General features: G+C 62.2%; 23 protein-coding genes. 16 read left to right on the plus strand and 7 right to left on the minus strand.

The window, feature by feature from the left end:
* The first annotated feature begins 1 nt into the window (after nucleotide 1).
* Nucleotides 2-823, plus strand: coding sequence for an SDR family NAD(P)-dependent oxidoreductase (locus HUK72_RS03045; protein WP_176595473.1), 822 nt, complete (start codon nucleotides 2-4; stop codon nucleotides 821-823).
* Here the strand turns inward: HUK72_RS03045 and HUK72_RS03050 are convergent.
* Nucleotides 804-1718, minus strand: coding sequence for a LysR family transcriptional regulator (locus tag HUK72_RS03050; RefSeq protein WP_176595474.1), 915 nt, complete (start codon nucleotides 1716-1718; stop codon nucleotides 804-806). The two genes, HUK72_RS03045 and HUK72_RS03050, sit on opposite strands and share 20 nt — an antisense overlap.
* Before the next feature lie 293 nt (nucleotides 1719-2011).
* On the opposite strand from HUK72_RS03050, the gene HUK72_RS03055 reads away from it, so the two are divergent.
* The 6 genes from HUK72_RS03055 (at nucleotide 2012) to HUK72_RS03080 (ending at nucleotide 9368) form a co-directional block, all read left to right on the plus strand.
* A complete protein-coding gene (locus HUK72_RS03055) occupies nucleotides 2012-2857 on the plus strand; it encodes an enoyl-CoA hydratase-related protein (protein WP_176595475.1) in 846 nt (281 codons plus the stop codon).
* Between the two features lie 58 nt (nucleotides 2858-2915).
* The gene (locus HUK72_RS03060) at nucleotides 2916-3467 is read left to right on the plus strand and encodes a carboxymuconolactone decarboxylase family protein (protein WP_176595476.1); all 552 of its coding nucleotides are present in this window, start codon (nucleotides 2916-2918) and stop codon (nucleotides 3465-3467) included.
* A gap of 113 nt (nucleotides 3468-3580) precedes the next feature.
* Complete coding sequence (locus tag HUK72_RS03065; protein ID WP_176595477.1) at nucleotides 3581-5047, plus strand: AMP-binding protein; 1467 nt, start codon at nucleotides 3581-3583, stop codon at nucleotides 5045-5047.
* 357 nt (nucleotides 5048-5404) lie between these two features.
* The gene (locus tag HUK72_RS03070) at nucleotides 5405-7576 is read left to right on the plus strand and encodes a TonB-dependent receptor (protein WP_176595478.1); all 2172 of its coding nucleotides are present in this window, start codon (nucleotides 5405-5407) and stop codon (nucleotides 7574-7576) included.
* A 77-nt stretch (nucleotides 7577-7653) separates the two neighbouring features.
* On the plus strand, nucleotides 7654-8418 hold the full coding sequence (locus HUK72_RS03075; protein ID WP_176595479.1) for an N-acyl homoserine lactonase family protein: 765 nt from the start codon (nucleotides 7654-7656) through the stop codon (nucleotides 8416-8418).
* Nucleotides 8418-9368, plus strand: a complete 951-nt coding sequence (locus HUK72_RS03080; RefSeq protein WP_176595480.1) for an alpha/beta hydrolase — start codon at nucleotides 8418-8420, stop codon at nucleotides 9366-9368. Before HUK72_RS03075 ends, HUK72_RS03080 begins: the two co-directional genes overlap by 1 nt.
* Nucleotides 9369-9433: 65 nt before the next feature.
* On the opposite strand, the gene HUK72_RS03085 is transcribed toward HUK72_RS03080, so the two are convergent.
* Nucleotides 9434-10357, minus strand: a complete 924-nt coding sequence (locus HUK72_RS03085; RefSeq protein ID WP_176595481.1) for a LysR family transcriptional regulator — start codon at nucleotides 10355-10357, stop codon at nucleotides 9434-9436.
* A gap of 327 nt (nucleotides 10358-10684) precedes the next feature.
* On the opposite strand from HUK72_RS03085, the gene HUK72_RS03090 reads away from it, so the two are divergent.
* The 6 genes from HUK72_RS03090 (at nucleotide 10685) to HUK72_RS03115 (ending at nucleotide 17109) form a co-directional block, all read left to right on the plus strand.
* Nucleotides 10685-12178: an AMP-binding protein gene (locus HUK72_RS03090; RefSeq protein WP_176595482.1), complete on the plus strand. Its 1494-nt coding sequence runs from the start codon at nucleotides 10685-10687 to the stop codon at nucleotides 12176-12178.
* A gap of 123 nt (nucleotides 12179-12301) precedes the next feature.
* A complete protein-coding gene (locus HUK72_RS03095; RefSeq protein WP_176595483.1) occupies nucleotides 12302-12886 on the plus strand; it encodes a permease in 585 nt (194 codons plus the stop codon).
* Nucleotides 12887-12945: 59 nt separating this feature from the next.
* Complete coding sequence (locus tag HUK72_RS03100) at nucleotides 12946-13899, plus strand: alpha/beta hydrolase (RefSeq protein WP_176595484.1); 954 nt, start codon at nucleotides 12946-12948, stop codon at nucleotides 13897-13899.
* A gap of 211 nt (nucleotides 13900-14110) precedes the next feature.
* Nucleotides 14111-15250: an acyl-CoA dehydrogenase family protein gene (locus tag HUK72_RS03105; protein ID WP_369805980.1), complete on the plus strand. Its 1140-nt coding sequence runs from the start codon at nucleotides 14111-14113 to the stop codon at nucleotides 15248-15250.
* Entirely contained in the window at nucleotides 15247-16314 is a 1068-nt protein-coding gene (locus HUK72_RS03110; protein ID WP_336950287.1) for a phosphotransferase, read from the plus strand. Before HUK72_RS03105 ends, HUK72_RS03110 begins: the two co-directional genes overlap by 4 nt.
* 117 nt (nucleotides 16315-16431) lie before the next feature.
* Nucleotides 16432-17109 carry a nitroreductase gene (locus HUK72_RS03115; RefSeq protein ID WP_176595486.1) on the plus strand — a complete coding sequence of 226 codons (678 nt, stop codon included), beginning with the start codon at nucleotides 16432-16434 and terminating at the stop codon, nucleotides 17107-17109.
* Between the two features lie 153 nt (nucleotides 17110-17262).
* Here HUK72_RS03115 and HUK72_RS03120 read toward each other — a convergent pair whose 3' ends face one another.
* The 5 genes from HUK72_RS03120 to HUK72_RS03140 all read right to left on the minus strand — a co-directional run bounded on the left by HUK72_RS03120 (nucleotide 17263) and on the right by HUK72_RS03140 (nucleotide 20924).
* Nucleotides 17263-17682, minus strand: coding sequence for a hypothetical protein (locus tag HUK72_RS03120; RefSeq protein ID WP_176595487.1), 420 nt, complete (start codon nucleotides 17680-17682; stop codon nucleotides 17263-17265).
* Between the two features lie 52 nt (nucleotides 17683-17734).
* The gene (locus HUK72_RS03125; protein ID WP_176595488.1) at nucleotides 17735-18316 is read right to left on the minus strand and encodes a carboxymuconolactone decarboxylase family protein; all 582 of its coding nucleotides are present in this window, start codon (nucleotides 18314-18316) and stop codon (nucleotides 17735-17737) included.
* Nucleotides 18317-18345: 29 nt separating this feature from the next.
* Entirely contained in the window at nucleotides 18346-19206 is an 861-nt protein-coding gene (locus HUK72_RS03130; protein WP_176595489.1) for an enoyl-CoA hydratase-related protein, read from the minus strand.
* A 119-nt stretch (nucleotides 19207-19325) separates the two neighbouring features.
* Nucleotides 19326-20129, minus strand: a complete 804-nt coding sequence (locus HUK72_RS03135) for an SDR family oxidoreductase (protein ID WP_176595490.1) — start codon at nucleotides 20127-20129, stop codon at nucleotides 19326-19328.
* Between the two features lie 21 nt (nucleotides 20130-20150).
* Entirely contained in the window at nucleotides 20151-20924 is a 774-nt protein-coding gene (locus HUK72_RS03140) for a hypothetical protein (protein ID WP_176595491.1), read from the minus strand.
* A 467-nt stretch (nucleotides 20925-21391) separates the two neighbouring features.
* Between HUK72_RS03140 and HUK72_RS03145 the strand changes: the two genes are divergently transcribed.
* From HUK72_RS03145 to HUK72_RS03155, 3 genes are all read left to right on the plus strand, one after another.
* Nucleotides 21392-21724, plus strand: a complete 333-nt coding sequence (locus HUK72_RS03145; RefSeq protein WP_176595492.1) for a hypothetical protein — start codon at nucleotides 21392-21394, stop codon at nucleotides 21722-21724.
* A gap of 35 nt (nucleotides 21725-21759) precedes the next feature.
* Nucleotides 21760-23178: an aldehyde dehydrogenase family protein gene (locus tag HUK72_RS03150; protein ID WP_176595493.1), complete on the plus strand. Its 1419-nt coding sequence runs from the start codon at nucleotides 21760-21762 to the stop codon at nucleotides 23176-23178.
* A 299-nt stretch (nucleotides 23179-23477) separates the two neighbouring features.
* Nucleotides 23478-24278, plus strand: a complete 801-nt coding sequence (locus HUK72_RS03155; protein WP_176595494.1) for an SDR family NAD(P)-dependent oxidoreductase — start codon at nucleotides 23478-23480, stop codon at nucleotides 24276-24278.
* Nucleotides 24279-24342: the final 64 nt, after the last annotated feature.

Below are 24342 nucleotides of genomic sequence, written 5' to 3' on the forward strand. Positions count from 1 at the left end.
GATGGATTTGCAAGGTAAGACCGCGATCGTCACCGGCGGCGGCACCGGCATCGGTGAAGCCGTTTCGCTGAAACTCGCGGAGCGGGGCGCCAATGTCGTCGTCAACTATCGATCGAGCGCGGAGGAAGCGGAACAGACGGCGGCGCGCTGCGAGGCATGGGGTGTCAGGGCGATCGCCGCGAAGGGGGACGTGGGTGAGGATCAGGATTGCAGGCGCCTTGCGCAGCTTGCGTTCGACCTTGGCGGCTCGATCGACATGCTCGTCAACAATGCCGGAGCGACGAAATTCGCCGCGCATTCTGACCTTGACGCGCTTTCGGCCGACGATTTCCTCTCCATCTATCGCACCAATCTGGTCGGCGCCTATCAGATGATCCGGGCTGTCGAACCCGCCATGAAGGCTGTGGGAAGGGGCGCCGTCGTCAATGTGGCGTCGATTGCCGGCCTGTTCGGCGGCGGTTCGTCGACGGCCTATTCGTCATCGAAAGGCGCGCTGATCAACTTGACCAAGACAATGGCGCGGGCGCTCGCGCCGGCGATCAGGGTGAATGTCGTCTGCCCGGGCTTCATCGCGACCCGCTGGTATGAAGACCGGCTTTCGCCTGCCGATTACAGGGCGCTGCTGCAACGCATGAGCGATGTCCTGCCGCTCGCTCAACCGGGAACGGCTGAGGAGGTGGCGGACGGCATATTGTTCTTCTGCGCGGAAGGCGCAAATCTGGTGACGGGCGAGACGCTGATCATGGACGGCGGCGCCCATCTGGAGCTTGCCATGTCGCGCGCGGGCGCTGCGGCGTCAGTGGTCAGACATCCACAAGGGTGACCGCCGGCCATTCGCCGGATGCGACCTTGGGCTTGATGACTTCGCGCAGGAGGGTGTCGAACACGTCGATCGCCGCGGTCCTGGGGCGGGTCTTGAGGCGCCCGAACGTCCAGACCGTGGTCAGTCCATCGATCCGCACCGCTTGGACATTGTGCCCGCGCAGGGTGAGCGCGCAGCCGGGCATGACCACATATCCCTGGCCAGCTTCGACAAGATCGAGCAGCATCGAGGAACTTGTCTGGATGACGGTGTTCACGCTCAGGCCGTGACGGGAAAGCCTCTGGCTCATGCGCTTCAGGCTGACGGTGGCGTTGTGCTGGCGGATGATCGGCCGATGGGCCAATTCGGTCATCGGCACATGATCCAGATCCTTGAGGTCGGAATCCTTCGGCCCCAGCAGAAACTGATTGTCGTTGGCCAGCACGCGCGTCTCGATTTCGGCGTCGTCTTCCAGCATCGTCAGCACGGCGGCGTCGATATAATGGGATTTCAGCATGCCCTCCAACGTCTCGCTCGAATCGATGATGCAGCGGACACGGACCGCGGGGTGGAGCTCCCGAAAGCGGGCCAGCACCTCCACGGCGATCTGCGACCAGGCGTAAGGCAATCCGATGGACAGCTCGCCCTGCGGTTGCGTTTCCCGCGCCGCGAGTTCGTCCGCCAGATCTTCGATCTGAGCAATCAGGATTCCCGCCCGTTCGACGACGAGCCGGCCTGCTTCGGTTAGCTGGACGCCGCGCCCATGGCGCATCAGCAGTTTCGCCTGCAGCTCGTCCTCCAGCAAGGCGATATGCCGCGTCAGCGCGGGCTGGGTGAGGTGCAGGTCCGCCGCGGCACGCGTGACGTTGCCATATTCGGCTACCTTCATGAAATAGCGCAGGCTTCGGATGTTCACGGCGCGTCCTCTCCCTTTTCGACCCTATTAGCCGATCCGGTATAAATGAAAAATGCCTTTCCTCCCTTATGGCTGGAGAGAGGCTTCGATCAGCATCGGACCGCACGACGGGATTTGGCGCGCCGCATCGGCCAAAACGCTCATATTCCAGGCGTTTGGCGGGCGCAGATGGCCGCCCCGGCGATCCATCCCGTCTTATGCTATGGCTTCGATCACGAATTTCGAGGTGGTTGAACTGTTCGGCCGGCCATAGCCTGAGGGCATTAAATGGTTAGTGCGGAGAGATTGCAGCCATGGTCGAAGCGTCGTCGGAAAACCACTATATCCTCATTGATCAGCCGGCGCCCTTCGTTCAACGGATAACGCTCAACAAGCCGGAAAAGCGCAACGCGATGAGCAACGATCTCAGGATCGAGCTCTTCAGGGCGCTGGAAGCCGCCGACATCGACGATGACGTCCGCGTCATCATCCTTCGCGGGGCGGGGAAATGCTTCTCCTCGGGCTATGACCTGTCGTTCAAGCGTGACCGTTGGCCTTATCACACGTCGCGGGGCATCGGGCTTTGGTCCCGGCATGTCGTTGAAGGCTGTTTCCGCATCTGGGATCTTGCCAAGCCGATCATTGCGCAGGTGCATGGCTATTGCCTTGCCGGCGGCACGGAACTCGCCTCCTCCTGCGACCTGGTCTATGTCGCGGAGGACGCGCAGATCGGCTATCCGCCGGTTCGCATGATGAGCCCTCCCGACAATCAGGTCTTTCCCTGGCTGATGGGCATGCGGCGGGCCATGGAGATGATGCTCACCGGCGATTATCTCACCGGCGTTCAGGCTGTGGAGGCGGGCTTTGCCAATCGCGCTTTCCCGCTGGAAAATCTGGACGCCGAGGTGCTCGCCATGGCGGAGCGCCTGACGAAAGTGCCGCCGGCCCTTCAACAGATGAACAAGCGGGCGGTCCATCGACAGATGGAGATAATGGGCATCCGCGCTGGCGTGCGCGCCGGCGCGGAGATTCAGGCTCAGGCGATCTTCATCCCGGAAGTGAAGGAATATTACGACTCCCTGCGCAGGAACATCACTGGCGCGCTCGATGCGCGCGACGGCAAGTTCGGTGACTATCGCACCGCCGAAAAGTCCGAATAGCGGCCCGACGCCACATCGGCGCCGGTTTTCATTGATTGTTGGTTCGGGGTTAGAAACGATGAGCCGTGTTCCGCTTCTGGACATTGCGCTGTTGGAAGGGCCGGTGGGCGACGCGTTGCGGGCCAGGCCGGGGAAGCTCAACATCGTGGGGATGATGGCCCATGCGCAGGGCTGCGTCGTGCAGCAGTTGCAGCTCGGGCGCGCCGTCAATAGCCAGCAGGATCTGGACCCGCTGTCGCGGGAGCTCCTCGTCCTGCTCGCGGCGCATCTGGACGGGGGCGAATATGTCTGGCGCCAGCATGTCCCGATCGCGGTGCGCCATGGTGCGTCCCAGGCGAAGATCGACGCCTTGGAAAAGGGGGCCATTGCTTCGAACGCGTTCAGTCCCGACGAGCGCGCCTTGCTGGCTTATGGCGCGCAGGTGATCCGTGGCGGGCAGGTGGACGAAGTCACTTTCCGGGCGGCGGCCAGGCGTTATTCCCATCGCGAGCTGGTCGAGGCGATCCTCGCGATCGGCTATTACATGACGATGAACCGCATCACGGCCGCGACCCTTACGCCGCTCGAAGCCTCCGATGACGCGCCGCCAGCGAGCCAGCCGCTCGGATAAGCTGCGCGATGGGCAGGCATGGAGCCGCCCGATTGCGGCATTCCAGCCCCTAACGCCGACGTTGAGCGGGTTCGCGCTGACCGCTCAGCATGGCAAGAAGGAGAGAAACCATCATGTTGATGCCGATGGGCGATATTCCGGACTTTCATGTCAACCGTCTGGGTGGTGAGCGCCTGGCCGTCGTCCATGGCGAGGATCGGCTGAGCTGGGGAGAATTGGCGCGTCGGGTGACGCGGCGCGCCAACGCCTTGCTGGCGCAGGGGGTGGCCAAGGACGACATCGTCACGATCAGTCTGCCGAACTGCAATGCGCTCTATGAACTCGCCTTCGCCTGCTGGAAGGTCGGCGCCACGCCGTCCTTGCTGTCCTATCGCTTGCCGAGGAGCGAATTTACGGCGGTGCTGGATCTGATGCGGCCAAAGCTGGTTTTCGCATCCGATCCGGACATCATTGCCGCGGTCGACGCGCTGCCTGCCGCTTTCGGGTTGAACGAAGGCGGCGACAGGCGCGTGGAATCGGTCGTCGGCACCTATTGGAAAGCCATGACCTCCGGCGGTTCGACCGGACGTCCCAAGATCATCGTCGACCATCAACCCGGAGAGGTCGATCCTTTCGCGCCGCTCTTGAACGTGCCCCAGGACAAGGCGGTCCTGAACCCTGGCCCGCTTTACCACAATGCCCCGTTCCGCTTCACGGTGGGCGCGCTCCATCGCGGCAACGCCATCGTCAGCATGGCGAAGTTCGACGCTGAAGAGGCGCTTCGGCTGATCGAGCAATATGGCGTGGCCTGGGCGATGATGGTTCCCACGATGATGAACCGGATCTGGCGCCTGCCCGATGAAGTGCGCGCCCGCTATGACGTCGCTTCGCTGGAGGCGGTATGGCACAGCGCAGCCCCCATGCCGGCCTGGCTGAAGGAAGCGTGGATCGCATGGATCGGCGCCGAAAAGGTCTGGGAAATCTATGGCGGGACGGAGAGGCAGGGCAACACGATCCTCGACGGCGCGGAATGGCAGGCGCATCCAGGATCGGTGGGACGGGCCTATAATTGCAGCATTCGCATACTCGATGAAGCTGGCCGGCAGCTCCCCGCGGGAGAGATAGGCGAAGTGTTCCTGCGGCCGGATGCGGGACCGGGCAACACCTATCACTATCTGGGGGCAGAGCCGCGGCGGGCTTCAGAAGGTTATGAGACGATCGGTGACTATGGCTGGCTCGATGAAGACGGCTACCTGTTCCTGGCCGATCGGCGGACGGACCTCATCATCAGCGGCGGCGCGAACATCTACCCGGCCGAGGTGGAGAGCGCGCTCATGGAGCATCCGGACGTCGACATCGCCGTGGTGATCGGCGTTCCCCATGAGGATATGGGGTCTGTGCCCCATGCGATCATCAAGCGGGCGGCGGGCGGCGGGGATCTGGACGAGGGGGTGCTGCGCGCATTTGTCGAGCAGCGGCTAAGCCGCTCGAAAACGCCGCGCTCCTATGAGTTCACCGAGGAAGAATTGCGCGACGAAGCCGGAAAGGTCCGGAGGAGCGAATTGCGGTCCCACGTCTTGGAACGCATCGCGGCCGCTTGAGCCATGGGATGTGCTGTTATGGCCTCATTTGTCGAAGATAAGGGCGCCGGAAGGCGGATCGCCGCTGTGGCGCCATGCCGGGGGTCTTTCGATCTGCGCAAATATTCCCTGCACATGTATGGCTTCCATAATGAAAAGCGCGATGGTTCTGGGAAGGGCGCCGTCCTAGCCTGTCCCCATAAGAACAGAAGGTTCGGACCTTCAATGTCCAGAACGTCCGGCGAGGAGGTGGATGCGAAAGCTTTACCCCAAAAAATAACCGGCCCTGGCTCTCTGCGCGCAGCGCGGACCATGTGGGCTGTCCGGTAGCAATCCAGAGGCATTCCGAATTAGAAAAGCATTTATTGGAGGGGAAATATGACGGACGACCAGATTTCTGACAAGCGGCAACCGAACAAGTTGCTCGTATCCAGATTAATCTATGGATTTTTTCTGAGCACGGCTTTGACGCCGGTTCCCGCTCTGGCGCAGCAAGCCGCGGCTGGCGATGACAGCATGCAGGTTCAGGACATAGTCGTGACCGCTCAGCGGCGCAGCGAAAATCTGCAGAATGTGCCGATCGCCGTCTCCGCCATCACCGCCGATCGCGCGGCGCTTCAGGGGATCACCGGAACCCTGGCGCTGACGGCCGTGGCGCCGAGCCTGCAGATCAACCAGACCTCCAACTTCGGCAGCATCTATCTGCGCGGCGTCGGTTCGAACCTGGCTGACCCGACGTCGGAGCCTTCGGTCGCGACCTATATCGACGGCGTCTATATTTCGTCGCCGCAGGCGAATTTCTTCTCCTTCAACAATATCGAGCGGATCGAAGTGCTGAAGGGGCCGCAGGGCACATTGTTCGGCCGCAACGCGACCGGCGGCGTCATCCAGGTCGTGACCAAGGATCCCAGCCAGAATAGCGCGGTGGACATGAGCCTGGGCTATGGCAATTACGATACCGTCGATGCGACCTTCTACGGCACGACCGGCCTTGGACAAAATCTCGCCGCCGATGTCGCTGTGATCTATCATGATCAGAATGACGGCTATGGCCGGAACGTCACGCTCGACAAGGACATCTTCAAGAACAGCAATTTCGGCATACGCAGCAAATTGCTGTGGACGCCGACGGACCGGACCCGGGTCACGCTGATCGGTGACTATTCGCGCGCCTTCCACAATAACAGCTACCAATATGGGCCGGGCGTCATTTCGCCTTCCTACGGCGTGGAACTTTACGCGGGGCCGTTCAACTCCACCCAGAATCTTGAGCAGAAGGTGAAGACGAGGACATGGGGCGGGGCGCTGCGGATCGAACAGGATCTGGGCGGTCTGTCGCTCACGTCGATCACGTCCCGCCGCAAGTCCATTCCCTATTTCGTGCTGGACTCGGACCAGGGGCCTCAGACCCTGGGCGGGTCGATCTATCACAGCTATGTCCGCAACTGGTCGCAGGAACTTCAGCTCACCAACCAGTCGAAGGGCAAGTTGGAATGGGTGCTCGGCCTCTTCTATTTCGATGTGGTCGGCGGATATAATCCGTGGCAGTCGATCGGCGGCAGGTTCTTCTGGAACGCTGAACAGAAGACCCGCGCCTGGGCTGGTTATGGCCAGGCCACCTATCATCTGGGCACTGGCACCTCGATCACCGGCGGCCTGCGTTGGACGACCGAAGACCAGTCAATGTCGTCGATCAACCTGACGACGCCGGCGAATGTCGCCCACAATTCCATGAACCACAAGAAGCTGACCTGGCGGATCGCCGTCAATCAGCAGTTCACCGACGACATCATGGCCTATGTCAGCTACAATCGTGGCTATAAGAGCGGCGGCTATAATCTCCTCGATACGACCTCGCTCAACAAGGTTCCGGCGTTGCAGCTCGTCCCGAGCTATAATCCCGAAGTTGTCGATGCCTATGAAGTGGGTCTGAAATCCTATCTCTTCGATCGGCGTGTTCGCTTCAACCTTGCTGCATTCTATTATGACTATAAGGACATTCAGCTTCAGAAGACCGTTGCCGTCGGCAACCTGATCCTGAATGCCGCCAATGCCAAGGTGAAGGGCGTCGAGGCGGAGATCGAGGCTGCCGTGACCAGCCATCTCACGCTGCGGGCGGGCGCGTCCGTGCTGGACGCGAAATATAGGGATTTCCTCAGCGCTCCGGCCGTGACGCAGAATGGTGTCGGGTCGACGATCGACGCCAGCGGCAACCGGCTGGTCGCGTCTCCGAAGTTCACGGGGAATATCGGCGTCGAATATCGGACAGAGGTGGCGGGCGCCGAGGTGACGGCCGCGGTCAACGCCGTCCATAATGACGGCTTCTTCTGGCATCCCGACAACCGGCTCCGTCAGCCCGCCTATACCTTGCTCAACACGACCCTCACCATCGGCCTGGACGACAATCGATACCAGGTCCGGCTGTGGGCGAAAAATCTGACCGACGAGCGTTATTATATCTCGGAAGCCGAGGTGCAGGGACGTGGCGACTGGACGATGCTGGCGCCGCCGCGGACTTATGGCATGACGTTCCTCGCGCATTTCAAATAGGGGCGGCAGGAGGCGGGCCGGCGACATGTTGACGCCCATGTCGCCGGCCTCTCCTTCAGCCCAGGACGGGAAAGACCATGGATCTCAAAATATATGTTCTGGATGGCGGCCGCCTGGTTACGGAAGATGCGAGCATCTTCTCCGCCGACGGCAACTATAAGGGCGAGCATTGGGATATGGCCAATCCCTGTTATCTGGTCGTCCATCCCGAAGGCATGCTGATGTGGGATTGCGGCTTCGAGGACAGCCTGGCGGACCTGCCGGGCGGCTATAATTCGGGCCGATCCGTCTGGTCATTGCCCAAGAAGCTGGCCCAGCAGCTCGACGAGATGGGCGTTGATCCCAGGGACATAGACTATTTCACGCTGTCGCATTCGCATCTCGATCATTCGGGCAATGCGAACCTCTTCAAAAGCTCGACCTGGATCGTCGATGAAGCCGAGCGCGACTTCATGTTCCGGGAAGACGCGCGGCAGAGCAAGGAATTCAAGAATTACGATGCGCTCGAACGCGCCCAGGTGCGGCCGTTCGCATCCGATCATGACGTTTTTGGCGACGGCTCCGTCGTCATCCTCCGGGCGCCTGGCCATACGCCGGGCCATGCGGCGCTGCTGGTCCACTTGCCGCGCAGCGGTCCCTTCATCTTCACCGGCGACCTTTGGTATAGCTGCCGCTGCCGGTCGACGAGGAACATCCCTTCCAACAACACCGATCGGGAGCAGACCTTCGAGTCGATGGCGCGGATCGAAAGCCTCGCGCGCGAACTGGGCGCGCGGATCATCATTCAGCATGAGCGGGCGGACTGGGACTCCATGCCGCGCTTTCCCGAATATCTTCAATAATGAACGGGACCGATCACTGGCGCTTCGACGATGCGAAGCTGGACGATGACGTGCGGGAAATCCAGGAAGCGGCGAAAGCGCGGTTCGCGCAGATTCCGCCCTGGCAACCTGAATCCGCCAAGAGGATCAGGGAGGCGCGGGCGCAGGGTGGGGGAGTATATCTCCCGGTCGACCATTCTCCGCGCGCCCGCATTGTCGAAATCCCAGGCCCCGCAGGACCGATCCTGCTTCGCATCATCGCGCCGCCCGACCCCAGGGGCATCTATCTTCACATGCATGGCGGCGGCTGGTTCATGGGCGGCGCGGACCTGCAGGACCCAAGGCTTGAAGCGATCGCGGATCGGGCGCAACTGGCCTGCGTGAGCGTCGACTACAGGCTCGCGCCAGAAAATCCTTACCCGGCCGCGCCCGATGATTGCGAGGCGGCAGCCCTGTGGCTGCTCGCCAATGCCAAGGCGGAGTTCGGGACCGAGATCATCACGATCGGCGGCGAGTCCTCAGGGGCGCATCTGGCCGTGGTCACGCTCCTCCGCTTGCGCGACAGGCATGGCGTCACGCTGTCGGGCGCAAATCTCATCTTCGGCTTTTTCGATCTGACGCTGACGCCCAGCGCGCGCATGTTCGGTGACGATCGCATCGCGCCGAGGACGACGGATTTGCGCAGCTATGTCCGCGCTTTCGCCCAGGATGCGGATCTCACCGCGCCCGATGTCTCGCCGCTCCATGCCGATCTCAAGGGGCTCTGTCCGGCGCTGTTCACCATCGGAACGCAGGATCCATTGCTGGATGACTCCCTCTTCATGCACATGCGATGGCTCTCTTCCGGGAATGGCAGCGCTCTGGCCGTCTATCCGGGCGGCATCCACAACTTCATTGCCTTTCCAAGCGGCATTGCGCGAGAGGCCGAAGATCGCTCCATCGCCTTTTTGAAGCAGGTGACGGGTCAATAAGCCGTCGCGAACAAACGCGGCCTTCTGCCGTGCGGCGATCCCGTCAGACCCTTTGCCGATAGGGGCTACAGCGCACCTTCGATCAATGTCACGCCCGGCCAATCGCCGGCATCGACGCGCGCGCGGATGGCTTGACGCAAAAGAGCCTCGAACGCGTTGACGGCCGCGGTCTTCGGATGAGTGCGCAGCGTGCTGATCGTCCAGGTGACGGAAAGATCCGCGATCGGCACCGCCTCCATTTCATAACGCTTGGAGCCCATGGCGCATCCGGTCATCACGACATAGCCAAGACCCAGCTCCGCCAGCTCAAGCATCATTGAGGCGCTGGTCTTGATCACGACATTCTGCGATCGCCCAAGCCGGGCGAGCCTCTGGTCGGTGCGCTTGGCGACAACGGTTGCATTATATTGGCGGATCGTCGGCCGTTCCGCCAATTCGGCCATGGAAATCTCGTTGAGCCCGGCAAGGCCGCACCCCTTGGGTCCGAACAAATAGGCCGCGTCATGCGCGACGGGGCTGGATTCGATCTCGGGATCGTCCTCCACCATCGTGAGGACGGCGAAGTCGATATATTGCGATTTGAGCATGCTCTCGAGCGTCTCGCTCGAATCCGCGATGACGTTAAGCCGGACGTCGGGATACAGGTCGTTGAATTGCTTGATGACGGGCGCCGTGATGCCTTCCGACCACGACCAGGGGAGGCCGACCGACAGCTCGCCCTGCGGCTCGGTCTGGCGGGCCAGCAGTTCCTCGGAAAGAATGTCGATATCGGACAGGATGGTCTGCGCCCTTGTGGTGAGCAGGCGGCCCGGTTCGGTCAACCGAACGCCCCGTCCATGCCGCATCAGCAGCTTCACCCGCAGATGATCCTCCAGATGCGCGACATGACGGGTGAGCGCCGGCTGAGTGATGTGCAGCTCCGAAGCCGCGCGCGTTATGCTGCCATGTTCCGCGATCTTGAGGAAATACCGTAAACTCAGAATATTCATGTCGTCTCCTGAGGGCCTGTTTGAGAATGCGCCTATTGGCGCATTGCGGCACCAGCCCTCTCCCCCACCCGACCACCCAACGGCAGTATTTTATGGGTGGCCGGGTGGGGGAGAGGGCTGGTGCCGCCTCGGAAATCGCTCTTCCGCGATTTCTCAAACGGACTCTGAGGGCGGTTAAAGAAGAGCCGCCTTACAAGATCAAGTCATAACTGCGATGTTATAACGGGAATGCCGCGATGGGCGCTGTTTGGCCAAAGGGGCAGCGCCTAACATCAATCCAAGGGAGCGCCGCCTTGGGGCCAGGGCGGACCCAGGATGGAGTGATGCATGAACTTGGTCGCGATGGGCGATATTCCCGCTTGCTATGCTGAGCGGCTCGGTGGCGAACGATTATGCGTCGCCCATCAGGATGATGCCTTGTCGTGGGGAGACATGGCCCGCCGCGTCAACCGCCGCGCATGGGCCCTAAAGCAGCTTGGCGTAGGGAAAGACGATATTGTCGCCCTGGTGCTGCCCAATGAGAATGCGGTTTTCGAGCTTGCCTTCGCCCTCTGGAAGCTGGGAGCCACGCCGTCGCTAATATCCGCGCGGCTGCCCGCGGATGAGCTCAGGGCCGTGCTTGATCTGGCCCGCCCGCGCGCCATTTTCGCGTCCGATCCCGCCATTCGGGATGCGACCGGCGCGCGTCCTTCGGATTATGGCCTGCGGGAAGGAAGCGATGAGGCGCTGCCGTCGATCATCGGCAGTCATTGGAAAGCCATGACGTCGGGAGGTTCCTCGGGCCGGCCCAAGATGATCGTCGATATGGGTCCAGGCGCTGTCGACCCGGCCGTGCGGCCGCTCAATCTGCCCCAGGGCGGGGCGGTGCTGAACGCAGGCCCGCTCTGCCACAATGCGCCGTTCACTTTCATGTCGATGGCGCTCCATCATGGAAACAGCGTCATCGGCATGCCGCGCTTCGACGCCGAAGAGACGTTGCGGCTGATCGAGCGGCATGGGATCGGCTGGGCCAATCTGGTGCCGACGATGATGAGCCGCATCTGGGCGCTGCCCGAAGAGGTGCGGTCACGATATGATCTGTCCTCGCTCCAGGCCGTCTGGCACACGGCGGCGCCCATGCCCGCCTGGTTGAAGGAAGCCTGGATCGACTGGATCGGACCGGAGAAGATCTGGGAGATTTACGGCGGCACCGAAAGGCAGGGCAATACCGTCCTGAATGGCGGCGAATGGCTGGCGCATCGCGGCTCCGTAGGGCGGCCTATCAACTGCCATATCCGCATTCTGGGCGAAAATGGCGAGCCGCTTGCGCCTGGCGAGGTGGGGGAAATCCATCTTTTGCCCTTCACCGGCGCAGGCTCGACCTATCGCTATATCGGCGCGGAGCCGCAGCGGTCGAGCGATGGCTATGAAACCATCGGTGATTTCGGCTGGCTGGACGATGAGGGTTATCTCTACATTGCCGATCGGAGAGCGGACCTGATCCTGCGCGGCGGGATGAACGTCTATCCGGCGGAAATCGAGAATGCGCTGTCCGAACATCCCGGCGTGGACCTGGCTGTGGTCATCGGTCTTCCCGACCCGGATCTGGGGGCGGTGGTCCATGCCGTCGTGAGACCTCTGCCGGATGCTGAGGAATCAGTCACGGCGGAAGCGCTCGGCGCCTTCCTGGCAACCAAAGTCGCGCGATATAAATTGCCCGCAAGTTATGAATTCACCGATGAGCCGCTGCGCGACGAAGCCGGGAAAGTGCGCCGCAGTCAGCTTCGCGCGGAAAGGATGGCAGCGCGCTCATCCTCGAACGGCATCCCGGTCCAAGCGTGAAATGGGGCGGGAGCTCCGAAGGAAATCAGACATGGCTTTCATCATCAGCCTGTTCCTCTTTGTCGTCATCCACGGGCTTTTCGACCGCAAGCTGCCTTGGCCCTCCAGCAGAGAGGTGAAAAAATGATCGTCGGCCATTATGGCCTGGCCGCGGCGGTCAAGGCGCGGGAGCCCGCAATACCCCTGTGGATACTCATGCTCGCGACCGTCTGGCTCGACGTCGTCTTCATTCCGTTCCTTGCCGCTGGCGTCGAATGGATCGAGCGCGTTCCCGATGCGGCCCATTATGGCGGGCTGATCATCCACGCGGACTATACCCATTCCCTGGTGGGTGCGGCGCTTCTCTCAGTGGCGTTCGCCATTCCAGCGGCCTGGGCGTGGGGCGCTCGGAGCGGCATCGTCCTTGGCGCGGTGGCTTTGTCCCACTGGATGCTCGACCTGATCGTCCATCGCGGCGACTTGCCCCTGCTTCCGGGAAATGCCGGCGGTTTCCCCAAATGGGGTTTCGCCCTTTGGGCCCGGCCGGAAATGGCCATAGCTCTGGAGATGCTGATCTTCGTCCTGGGCGTTTTCGCTTATTGGCGGGCGGCGACCGAGGCTGCGCTGGCAGGCGGCGCCAGTCGCTACCTGGCCGTTCGCAGCGCGTTTAGAGCCTTGTTCTTCGGCGCTGTCGTCTTGATCCTCGACATGAGCGGATTGGCCGGCTGACATGTCGTCGGCGCATTAAATAAGCAACAGGCCGGTCGACCGAAATCTGGGAGGGAAGGGTGGACGTGCTTACATCATCGCTGTTCGACGGGAGCGAAGTCGCGGAGGACACGCTCGCGATGGCGGCTGAGGCCAAGGCTCGGATCGCTCGGTTGCCGCCGCTATGGACCGCCGACCACGCCAAGCCCATTCGTGACGCGCGGAACGTCGGCACGGGCGGCTTTCCCGCGATTGTCCGGTCGCCACGCGCCGAGACCCTGCGCATTCCGCATCCGGGGGGCGAGGTTCCCGTCCGCGTCATAGCGTCCGTGGCTCCCAAGGGCATCTACCTCCACCTTCATGGCGGCGGCTGGTTCATGGGCGCCGCCGACCTGCAGGACGCGATGCTCGAACATTATGCCGACAATGCGCATGTCGTCTGCATCAGCGTCGATTATCGACTGGCGCCCGAACATCCCTTTCCGGCGGCGCTGGAGGACTGCGTGGCGGTGGCGAACTGGCTGGTCGAAAATGCTGCGGACCGGTGGGGCGTAGACAGGATTGTCATTGGCGGCGATTCATCAGGCGCGCATCTGGCCGCACTGACGCTGCTCAAAATGCGCGATGCTCACGGCATCCGCCTTGCCGGCGCGCATTTCGTCTATGGCTTCTTCGATCTCGCGTTGACGCCCGGCGCGCAGCAATTCGGGGCTGAGCGCAGCACGCCGCGAACGGCGGACCTGCACGGCTTCGTGGATGCCTTTATCGGTCCGGATCGGGATCGGCGGTCCCCGGAAGTCTCTCCCCTTCATGCTGGCCTGGCGGGCGCATGTCCCGCGCTCTTCATCGTCGGCACGGAAGACGCGCTCCTTGAGGACAGCCTGTTCATGCATATGCGCTGGCTGGCGGCCGGCAATCAGAGCGCGCTTCACGTCTATCCCGGCGCACCGCACAACTTCGTTGCGATGCCCTGTCGCGCCGCCGCCGACGCGCATGAAAAGACTGTCGCTTTCATCGGGCGTTGCCTGGCCTGAACGGCGGCGAGCGGCGATCGACGGGCAATCCTGCATGGCTTCGATAAAGAGCGATTATTGGTCGTCGCTCGCGCGCGCCAATAGCATTGGCCAAGGCGGTATGCAGGGCAATGACTGCCAGGAACCGAAGGCGCAACAGGGGAAGGTCCGCATAGTGAGTTTTGAATATGGCGCCGCTGCGAGCAGCCGGGCGCAAGCCATCGCTGAACGGGTGGAGGTCTTCATTCGCGAAACGGTCATCCCCTATGAGCGGGACGAGCGTTTGGGCGGCCACGGTCCCTCGGACGACCTCGTCCGGGAACTGCGGGAAAAGGCGAAGGCAGCCGGCGTCCTGACGCCGCATATCTTGAGCGATGGAAGCCATTTGACGCAGGGCGAGACGGCCACGGTCCTGATCCGGTCGGGTCTGTCTCCCCTTGGACCGCTCGCCTGCAACACCATGGCTCCCGACGAGGGCAACATGTATTTGCTCGGCAAAGTCGGGTCCGCCGGGCAGAAGGCGCGCTTCCTCGATCCGCTGGTCATGGGCGCCGCCCGATCGGCCTTCTTCATGACCGAACCCGCCGAGGAGGGGGGCGCCGGTTCCGATCCGTCGATGATGAAGACGACATGCCGGCTGGATGGCAACCATTGGGTGATCGATGGCCGCAAGAAGTTCATCACTGGCGCCGAAGGCGCGAAGGTGGGCATCGTCATGGCGAAATCGGATGATGGGGCCTGCATGTTCCTCGTCGATCTGCCGGACCCTGCGATCCGCACGACCCGCGTGCTGGACACGATCGACAGCTCCATGCCCGGAGGCCATGCGGAGATCGACATCGTCGACCTGCGCGTGCCGGCCGACCAGATGCTCGGCGCGTCGGGCGAAGGCTTCAAATATGCCCAGGTCCGTCTGAGCCCGGCGCGCCTGTCCCATTGCATGCGCTGGCTCGGCCTGGCCATTCGCGCCCATGAGATCGCCAGCGACTATGCCTGCCGCCGCCACGCTTTCGGCAAGCCGCTGGTGGATCATGAGGGGGTGGGGTTCATGCTCGCTGACAACCTGATCGACCTCAAACAGTCCGAACTCATCATCTCATGGTGCGCAGGCGTGTTGGACGCGGGTTCGCTCGGCACGGTGGAGAGTTCGATGGCGAAAGTCGCGGTATCCGACGCGCTGTTCAGGGTTGCCGATCGCTGCGTTCAGATCATGGGCGGCAACGGCGTCAGCAGGGATACGATCGTCGAACAGGCCTTCCGCGAAATCCGCGCTTTCCGCATCTATGACGGCCCAACCGAGGTCCATAAATGGTCGCTGGCGAAGAAGATCAAGCGCGACTGGAAAAAGGTTCAGGAAGGCGCCGCGCCGTGACGGAGCAGGCCCAGACACATAGCGGCACGACCCCCGTCCGGGAGGGCTATGCCTTTGACGTCCCCGCCCTCGACGCCTGGATGAAGGCGCATGTCGAAGATTATGCCGGACCGCTGACCGTCGAGCAGTTCAAGGGCGGCCAGTCCAACCCGACCTACAAGCTCGTGACCCCGCAAAGGGCCTATGTGCTTCGCCGCAAGCCCCCCGGCCAGCTCCTCAAGGGCGCGCATGCGGTCGAGCGCGAGGCCAGGATTTTGATGGCTTTGGGCAAGGCCGCCTTTCCGGTCGCCCATGTCCATGGTCTTTGCACCGATGAGAATGTGATCGGCACCTGGTTCTACGTCATGGCGATGGTCGAGGGACGGATATTCTGGGACGCGACCCTGCCGGGCATGTCGCCGGATGATCGCGCCGCGCATTTTGACGCGATGAATGAAGCGATCGCGACACTGCACGGCATCGACTTCCAGGCCATCGGACTGGGCGACTATGGCCGATCGGGCAATTATTTCGAGCGTCAGATCGCCCGCTGGTCGAAACAATATCTGGACGATGCCGAAGCAGGCCGTGATCCCAATATGGATCGGCTGGTCGAATGGCTGCCCCGGAATATTCCGTCTGGCGATGAGACCAGCATCGTTCATGGCGACTTTCGCTGCGACAACATGATCTTCCATCCCACCGAGCCACGAATATTGGCGGTACTCGATTGGGAATTGTCGACGCTGGGTCATCCCGGCGCGGATTTCGCCTATCATGCCATGATGTACCGCATGCCCCCGCATATCGTGGCGGGGCTGGGCGGCGCGGACATTGCGGCGATCGGCATTCCCGCTGAAGCCGACTATCTGGCCGCCTACTGCCGCAGGCGGGGCTTGGCGGACATGCCGAGCTACGATTTCTACATCGCGTTCAACTTCTTTCGCCTGGCAGCGATTTTCCATGGGATCAAAGGTCGCGTCCTCAGGGGCACGGCGGCTTCGGCCCAGGCCCGCGAACGGGTTGCGGTGCTGCCGGAACTCATGTCGCTCGCCTGGCGCCAAGCCGAAAGGGTGAGGGCGTAAAAAGGATCGAGCCATAAGGGGGAGCTTATATCGGAAATGCGCTCGCCTCGCTGTTTGACTCCGGCGGACCTGCGTAACGTCCGTTCATCCTTGAATTGGAAACAGGAGAAAATCCGAATGCCCGAAGCCAAATCATTTCAAGATGTCGTTCGCAATCGAAGGTCGCCGCGCAGCTTCCTTCCCACGCCCGTTCCCGAAGCCTTGCTTCGGACGGTTGTCGAGGATGCCCGGAATACGCCCTCCAACTGCAATTATCAGCCCTGGATCATCCACATCGCTTCGGGGGAATCGCGGGACAGGCTGAGCGCCGCATTTCTGGAGGCTGCGGCCGAGCAGCGTTTTTCCTGGGACTTCCCGTTCGATTTCGACAGCTCCTATGGCGTTTACACCCAGCGTCGACAGGCCCAGGGCGCCGCTTATTACGAGGCGGCCGGCATTTCGCGGGATGCGACGGAGCAACGCAACTTCGCGGTGATGAAGAACCTCCAATTCTTCGGCGCGCCGCATGTCGCGCTTCTCTTCATGGCTCCGGTCTATGAGCCGGTGCGCGTCGCGGGCGACGTCGGCATGTACGGTCAATCCTTGCTGCTGTCGCTCGAAGCCCATGGGCTGGCCGGCGTGCCCCAGACCCTGTTGAGCTTCTTCGCCGGCACCGCGCGCGAGGTTCTGGGGATCGACCCCGCCTTCAAGATGTTGTTCGGCATCTCGTTCGGCTATCCCGAGCCCGGCAATCCGGTGAACAGCTTCCCGCTCGACAAGGCGCCGATCGCGGAGACGGTGACTTTCCACCATTGATGGGATGAAGGGTTTCAGGAACATCCGGACCGCATTTTGAGGCGCGCCGGATGTTCCTGGCGCCTTGCGGCTGAATTCCTGCTGCCGGAACCGGCTCGATTTCGCCTTGGGATGGACGGGTGATGCCGATGCGAACCGGCATCACGACCGCGATCATGGACGGGGATAATATGCGTCGTAGGCCTCGGCTTCGAGCTGCCAGATAAATGACCGGCTCAGCTTGCCATCGGCAATCTCATAAACGCACAGGCGAGGCACGATGATTTCGGGTTTCCCGGCCCGCTTGTGTCTCTCCTTGAGAAGGACTGCAACCATCGCGTCCCCGGCCAGCAAGATGGTTGGCATGCCGACGATCTCAAGGTTACCCTGGTTCAGTTCCAATATGCGGTGCAGGATTTTCTCCGATTCCGCGGGGCTGTTTTGCGTGCCGGCAAATTCTGAATTGCCGGCGGTGTAATTCGTCTTTCCTTCAGCGAAAAAGCTCAGCATCCGGGCAAGGCCCTCTGGGCCGCCTTCTCCGAAGGATTCGTAATAATCCGTTACCAGTTTATAGTTCTCGCTTGCGGTCGCCATGATCTTCTCCTCTTTCGATTGACGGCGTCGATTTGATTTTATCGATTCCCGATCAGTTTTCGTCCTGCGATCCCTTGCGCATCATCGTCTTTTCCGCGCCCGGCTCCAGCGGCGTTCGCGTCGCAAGCGTAAGCCGGTTCATCGTCATATAATAGCCGATGGCGATAATCGCTTCGATGATCTCCTGTGCGGTGAAATGGCGGGAGAGTCGCGCGAAAACCTCGTCCGCAACATCGCCGCTCTCGATCACCTGCCTGCCGAATGCCAGCAAGGCCCGCTCTGCCTCGTCAAACGCATCGGATGAGAGTTCGAGGCCCTCGATCGCCTCCACCATGGCTGGGGAGGCCCCCAGCTTTTCAGCGATGACGCGATGCTGCGACCATACATATTGCGCGCCGTCGATCCGTGCGGCGAGCAGGATCAGCAGTTCGCGCCGCAATCCCGGCAGCGACTGCTCGTTCATCACGGAGTTGCCCAGCATGAGCTGGGGAATCACGCAGCTTCTGGCATGCGCTGCCATGGCGATGATGTTCATCCGCATCGGGAGCGAGCGGAGCGTGTCTCCCGCGGCGCCTTCCATCGTCTCGACGTCGATCAGCGGAAGCCTGCTGGCGGTGGCGGTTTCGGTGGCCATGAATAGTCCTTCCCAATGATAATAGGCGATCAGGCGCGGCCGGTGGTGCGATAGTCGCCATATTGGCCGTCGCGTTGGTCCAGCGCGCCGGTGATGCTTTTGCGAAGTTCCGCGACATAGGCGATGACTTCAGGCGTGAACCAGGCCTGGGCCTGGATTTCCGTGCCCGCCCGCAGACCGGCACGGATGCCCATCACCTCCATCTGGCGATGGAGCGCGCGCTTGTTCATTTGTTGCAACGGAGCGGGCACCTTGGCCACGCGCTCGGCAATGTCCAGGACTGCCGTTTCCAGCTCGTCGATGGGGAATGACCGGTTCGCAAAGCCGAATTCCGCGGCCTGCTTGCCCGAGATGGAATCGCCCGTCAGCATCATCTCCGCCGCCTGGCGCATGCCCATGAGCCATGGGAAGACCTGATTGTCGGGCGGACTCATGAGGCGGATCGGCGGATAGCCGATCTCCGCGTCGTCAGCGACATAGACAAGGTCGCATGCCGAAGCGAGTTCGCTGCCGCCGGCCAGGCAATAGCCGTGGACCTGCGCGATCAACGGCTTGGCCAAGTCCCACATCCGGAAGCATCCTTCCACGACATGCCGTCCCCAATAGCCGATGCCGGCAGCGGTATGATAGGGCACCGGCCTCTCCCCGCTGCCTTCCACCGATCCTTGCGAAAGATCATATCCGGAGGAAAAGCATTTTCCCGCCCCGCGCAGGATGATGACGCGCACATCGTCATCGACATCCGCCTGCTCAAGCACGGTGAATAGCTCGCGCCGCAGTTCATTGCTCATGGCGTTGCGTTTTTGCGGGCGATTGAGCGTCACCCGCAGGATGGCTTCGCGGGGCCGGTCGACCTCCAGAAACTCGCAGCCATCATAATCATTGCTCATGCTGTCCCTCTCCACATCGCGTCGATTGTTGCAGTTTTAGCTGGGCAAGCGGCCCGGCGACCAATGCCGACCGCTTATTGGATTCATGTCCGGACATTGTTCTGTCCTTGCCCGACGGGCTATTCCTTGCCGACCGCCCGGCGCGAAATGGCCAGGTCCAGATGAGCGCCCGCATCCATGATGAGGGTCTCGCCAGTGATGGTGGCGGCGTCGGGCGAACAGAAATAGGCGATGCCGCCGGCAATATCCTCCGGCGTGGCGGCGCGCCCCAGCGGCATGGCGCTCGCCACCTCGCGCAGCGTGGCGGCATAGTCCTCCGCCGACAATCGTTCCTCGAACCAGCGCGTCGCCACGAAGCCCGGACATACCACGTTGATGCGGATGTCCGGCGCGAGGGCGCGGGCCAGCGTCTTCGTAAGGTTGATGAGCGCCCCCTTCGATGCCGCATAGGCCGAACAGGTGCCGCCGCCGAACAGTCCGGCGATCGACGCCACATTGACGACGGAGCCGCCGCCCGCCGCCCTCATTCCGGGAGCGGCGGCGCGGATCATCTGATAGGCGCCCGTCACGTTGGTGCGGAAGATGTCGGCAAAGTCCTCGCCCGACAGGCCGTCCAACTGCGCATGGGGCACGAACTTGGTGGCCGCTGCATTATTGACGAGAATATCGACATATCCGCCGAGTTCTTCCTTTGCCGCGGCCACCAGGAGCCGGCAGTCCTCATCGCTGCCGACATCCGCCGCGATTGCGGCCGCCCTGACGCCAAGCTGGCGGCATTCGCTCGCCGTGTCCTCAGCTTCATCCCGGCTGACCCGGTAATTCACCGCGACATGGGCCCCCCGCGCCGCGAGCTTGAGCGACGTCGCGCGGCCAATGCCGGTGCCGCCGCCCGTGACGATGGCGATTTTTCCGCTCAGATCCACGAGATTATCCTTCCCCGCCGCTCAATAGTCGAAGACGGTGGAAACGCCGCCCAGGCCTTCGAACTGGGCGCTGATCGCCGCGTTTGGCCCGGCGGTGAGCAGGGCGGACGGCGACAGCGTGGCGAGGATCTGGCCCTTGCGGATTCCCTGCCGCTCGCGTGCTGTATTGGCGCCGACGAAAACCAGGATGAAGGGGTCGACGACAGGATGACCGCCCACGGCCTCGCCCACGATCTTGTCGCCCTCTTTCGCCACATGCCGCATCTTGCCGAAGTCGATGGAACGCCAGTCGGCAAGCGCTTCACCGACGACGAAACCGCCACTCAGCGTGTTGTCGGCATAGGCTTCGAACGGGCGGTCGGCCATTTCCTGCATGCTGTTGACGTCGAAACGGAAGGCAAGGAATTCGATGGCCGGAACAGCGTCCACGGCCTGCGCCACCTCCTCATAGGTGTAGGGCAGGTCGCGCGGCGGCAGATCGCGGTTGGCGCGGAACACGATTTCCGGCTCCCAGATGCGGATGCGCGACATTTTCGGGGTGATATGGTCGCCCGACCGAAGCAGGTTGAAGATCGGCGCGACCAGATTGGGCTGGCCCGCCTTGAAGGGGAAATAGAGCTTCCATCCCTGCACCGGCTGGCCGAATTGCGCGACGAGACTGTCGAAGACCTTCTGCACGTCGAAGAATGACGCGGGGCGGCAACTCTCGGGAAAACGCGCCACGGGCCGCTCGGCGGTGCCGCGATAGAGCGAGATGACGAGATCGGCAGCCTGATCGGCACTTGCTTGATCCATGAACATGTCCTTCTTCTTTGAACGGTGGATAGGGTCGCGGAGCCACGCGATCGGCTCCCTTGGCGAAGAGCCTTCGGCGCCGCACTTCCCAGGTTGAAATTGTCCGGGACGGTTCGCCGGGCGCGCAGACGGCCGTCGCTGTGCACCGCTTCGAACGGCCGCCCTGCTGTGCCGAGATACCCCTCCTGGTTTTGCCGCACCCGGTTTCGAGCCTGTTCCCCTTATTTTTGAAGCGCCGGGCGGTCGCGACTAGGCCGGATTGCAACATCGGAAATATAAGGGGGAAAGCATTGGTGCGGTCTTCGATGGCCGTGCATATGGCGACCGGTCGCTCGCCAGGATCGAAGCGGTCGCTGCGGTGCAGGACGGCCGTCAGACTTTGCGCGGGGAGGCGGGGATCGCCCTTGGCCGCACGCCCTTGAAGCCCGCTTCCGGCCGGAACGGGAACCATATCGAGAGGATGACATATGCAGGCACTATCTCTTCCGGTCATCGGCGGATTTCTGATTTCGATGCTGAGCCAGTTTGCCGGCCTTGCGCTCATCCCGGCAACGCGAGGATTTACCGCGCCCTGGCAGACCGCAGCCTGCGTGGCGGCTTTCCTGCTCGGCATCGGGGTTTCGGCGCGGCTCGTGCACAATGGCGTGGAGCTCAGCATCATCACGCCGCTCATGACCGTCGCTCTTCAGTTGCTGGTCGTGGTCGTCGCGACCACCTTCTACGGCGAAAGCGCCTCCCTCCTCCGCATCGGCCTGCTGATCTGCGCGGCGCTGATGGTCGGCGCCGCGACACGACTTTGAACGGGTAACGGCCCGCTTTCCAAAAGGAGCATGTGATGTCCGACATTTTCAAACTTCTTATCGACGGCGATCTCGTCGACGGCGATTCCTCGATGGAGGTCATCGATCCCGCGTCGGGGATGTGCTTCCAGACCGTTCCGCGCGGGTCCGCCAGGCAACTCGATCAGGCGGTGGCCGCAGCGAAGGCGGCGCAGCCCGCCTGGGCAGAGCTTCCGCTCGAGGATCGTCGCGCAAAGCTCCTTGCCTTCGCGGACGCCGTCCGGAACAATGCCGGCGAACTGGCGCGCATGCTGGTGCGCGAGCAGGGCAAGCCGCTGCCGGAGGCCAATGTGGAGGTCGCCTTCACCGAAGGCCTTGTTCGCCATTTCGCATCCATGGATCTTCCTGTGGAGGTTCTCCAGGACGACGACACCCATCGCATAGAGGTGCATCGCAAGGCGCTTGGCGTGGTCTGCGGCATCACCCCGTGGAATTTCCCGTTGCTGCTCGCGGCTTTCAAATTCGCTCCCGCGCTGCTCCTTGGCAACAGCTTCATTCTCAAGCCCGCTCCAACGACGCCGATCACGTCCCTGATGCTGGCCCGGTTCGCGAAGGACATCTTTCCAAGAGGCGTGTTCAGCGTCCTGACGGATCTCAACGATCTGGGGCCGGTCTTCACGGCGCATCCGGACATCGCGAAGATTTCCTTCACGGGCTCCACCGCTACGGGCAGGAAGGTTCTCGAAAGCGCGGCCGGCAGCCTCAAGCGCGTCACGCTGGAGCTGGGCGGCAACGACGCGAGCATCGTGCTCGACGATGTCGATGTTTCGAAAGTCGCGCCCAAAATCTATGCCGCGGCTTTCGCCAATGCCGGTCAGGTCTGCATCGCCGCCAAGCGGGTTTACGCCCATAGCGCCATCTATGACGCTTTGTGCGACGAACTGGCCAGGCTGGCCGAGAGCGCGATCGTGGGCGACGGTCTGCAACAGGGCACGCAAATGGGCCCCGTTCAAAATGCCTTGCAGTTCGAGAAGGCGAAGGCCCTTCTGGACAGTGCGCGCCGCGAAGGGCGGATCATTGCTGGCGGAGAGGCGGGCGACGGACAGGGATATTTTATTCGCCCGACGATCGTCAGGGACATAGAGGATGGCGCGCAGCTCGTCGATGAGGAGCAGTTCGCGCCCATCCTTCCTATCATCAGGTTCGATGACGTCGACGATGCTCTGCGGCGGGTCAACAATTCCATCTACGGCCTGGGCGGTTCGGTCTGGAGCGCTGACAATGATCGCGCCTATGCCATCGCCCGCAGGATCGAAAGCGGTACGGTATGGATCAATCATCATGCCGACTTGCGGCCCCACATTCCGTTCGGAGGCGCCAAGCAATCCGGACTTGGCACAGAGCTTGGAACCGAAGGTTTTCTGGAATTCTCCCAGACATCCGTCATCAGCATTGCCAAGGAACCGGTCGGGTAGGGCGCTGGCCAAGGCCCTATGCGGGGCGTCCAGGCGCATTTCCCGACCCTCACGAAGCGCAAGCATAGCCGATGGTTTATGGCCCGCATAACCGGAACGGAGTGGTCGGCCGGTTCGGGAGGCGCTATCCGGCGAGGAGCGGAAAAATCTAAGCCATAGCGGCGCAAAACGGCGCTAAAATGTAGATGCGCCAGATTGCGGGAATGCCATGCGTATCCAGCCGGCGGCTGTTCGACATGAAGAGGGAACGGCCGGTTCTGGCGATGGCGTTCTCATGTGACGAGTGATGGGGAGGCAGCGTGTCTGAATTCGCGAAGAAAGCAGCGTTCGTTACGGGCGCGGGGAGTGGCATCGGACGGGCGACGAGCCTGGCGCTCGCCGCTCGCGGTGCCTTTGTGTGGGTCACCGATTTTGACTTCGCCGGAGCCGAACGCACGGTCCAACTGATCGAGGAGGCTGGCGGGCGGGCAAGGCCGTTCCGTCTCGACGTCCGGCTTGAAGAGGCGTGGCAGCAAGGATTGTCGCTCACGGACAGCCACGAGGACGCCTTGACGATCCTCGTCAATTGCGCCGGCAAATCCATGATCGCCAACAGTTTCGAAATGCCGCTGGATGATCTCAAGACCATCATGGCAATCAATGTCGAGGGCGCGTTCCTTGGCATGAAGCACGCCATCCCCCGGATCGCGGCGTCGGGCGGAGGCGCTGTCGTCAATATCTCATCCCTCGCTGGTCTGAAGGGGCTGCCCGGCATGGCGGCCTATTGCGGTTCCAAGGGCGCCATCCGGATGATGACCAAGGCCGTCGCGCTTGAGTGCGCCGGCCTGCGCAACAAGGTGCGTGTCAACTCGGTCCATCCGGGCGTTGTCGATACGCCAGCCTGGAGCAAGCATGGTCCGGACGAGATCGGCCATTCCCGGCACGCTTCCGCGGACACGCATGTCCTCGATCCCCATGAGGTTGCGAAAACCATGGTTCCGATCGGCGTGGCCTGCTCCGCCGAGGAGGTCGCTGAAACCATCTGTTTCCTCGCATCGGATGCTGCCCGCCACATTACGGGAGCCGAGATCGCCATCGACGGCGGCATGACGGCCGATTGAGCGCGGATGCCGGCTGCGGCGCCGGTCCGTCGGAACAGTTATCATAATGATTGAGAGTGAGGAT

Source organism: Sphingobium sp. 15-1, from assembly GCF_013375535.1.
Lineage (GTDB): Bacteria > Pseudomonadota > Alphaproteobacteria > Sphingomonadales > Sphingomonadaceae > Sphingobium > Sphingobium aromaticivastans.

What these genes read in the sequence shown, in the direction of transcription:
- HUK72_RS03045 (WP_176595473.1), top strand. Translation starts at nt 2, where the DNA reads ATGGATTTGCAAGGTAAGACCGCGATCGTCACCGGCGGCGGCACCGGC.
- HUK72_RS03055 (WP_176595475.1), top strand. Translation starts at nt 2,012, where the DNA reads ATGGTCGAAGCGTCGTCGGAAAACCACTATATCCTCATTGATCAGCCG.
- HUK72_RS03060 (WP_176595476.1), top strand. Translation starts at nt 2,916, where the DNA reads ATGAGCCGTGTTCCGCTTCTGGACATTGCGCTGTTGGAAGGGCCGGTG.
- HUK72_RS03065 (WP_176595477.1), top strand. Translation starts at nt 3,581, where the DNA reads ATGTTGATGCCGATGGGCGATATTCCGGACTTTCATGTCAACCGTCTG.
- HUK72_RS03070 (WP_176595478.1), top strand. Translation starts at nt 5,405, where the DNA reads ATGACGGACGACCAGATTTCTGACAAGCGGCAACCGAACAAGTTGCTC.
- HUK72_RS03075 (WP_176595479.1), top strand. Translation starts at nt 7,654, where the DNA reads ATGGATCTCAAAATATATGTTCTGGATGGCGGCCGCCTGGTTACGGAA.
- HUK72_RS03080 (WP_176595480.1), top strand. Translation starts at nt 8,418, where the DNA reads ATGAACGGGACCGATCACTGGCGCTTCGACGATGCGAAGCTGGACGAT.
- HUK72_RS03085 (WP_176595481.1), bottom strand. Translation starts at nt 10,357, where the DNA reads ATGAATATTCTGAGTTTACGGTATTTCCTCAAGATCGCGGAACATGGC.
- HUK72_RS03090 (WP_176595482.1), top strand. Translation starts at nt 10,685, where the DNA reads ATGAACTTGGTCGCGATGGGCGATATTCCCGCTTGCTATGCTGAGCGG.
- HUK72_RS03095 (WP_176595483.1), top strand. Translation starts at nt 12,302, where the DNA reads ATGATCGTCGGCCATTATGGCCTGGCCGCGGCGGTCAAGGCGCGGGAG.
- HUK72_RS03115 (WP_176595486.1), top strand. Translation starts at nt 16,432, where the DNA reads ATGCCCGAAGCCAAATCATTTCAAGATGTCGTTCGCAATCGAAGGTCG.
- HUK72_RS03120 (WP_176595487.1), bottom strand. Translation starts at nt 17,682, where the DNA reads ATGGCGACCGCAAGCGAGAACTATAAACTGGTAACGGATTATTACGAA.
- HUK72_RS03125 (WP_176595488.1), bottom strand. Translation starts at nt 18,316, where the DNA reads ATGGCCACCGAAACCGCCACCGCCAGCAGGCTTCCGCTGATCGACGTC.
- HUK72_RS03130 (WP_176595489.1), bottom strand. Translation starts at nt 19,206, where the DNA reads ATGAGCAATGATTATGATGGCTGCGAGTTTCTGGAGGTCGACCGGCCC.
- HUK72_RS03140 (WP_176595491.1), bottom strand. Translation starts at nt 20,924, where the DNA reads ATGGATCAAGCAAGTGCCGATCAGGCTGCCGATCTCGTCATCTCGCTC.
- HUK72_RS03145 (WP_176595492.1), top strand. Translation starts at nt 21,392, where the DNA reads ATGCAGGCACTATCTCTTCCGGTCATCGGCGGATTTCTGATTTCGATG.
- HUK72_RS03150 (WP_176595493.1), top strand. Translation starts at nt 21,760, where the DNA reads ATGTCCGACATTTTCAAACTTCTTATCGACGGCGATCTCGTCGACGGC.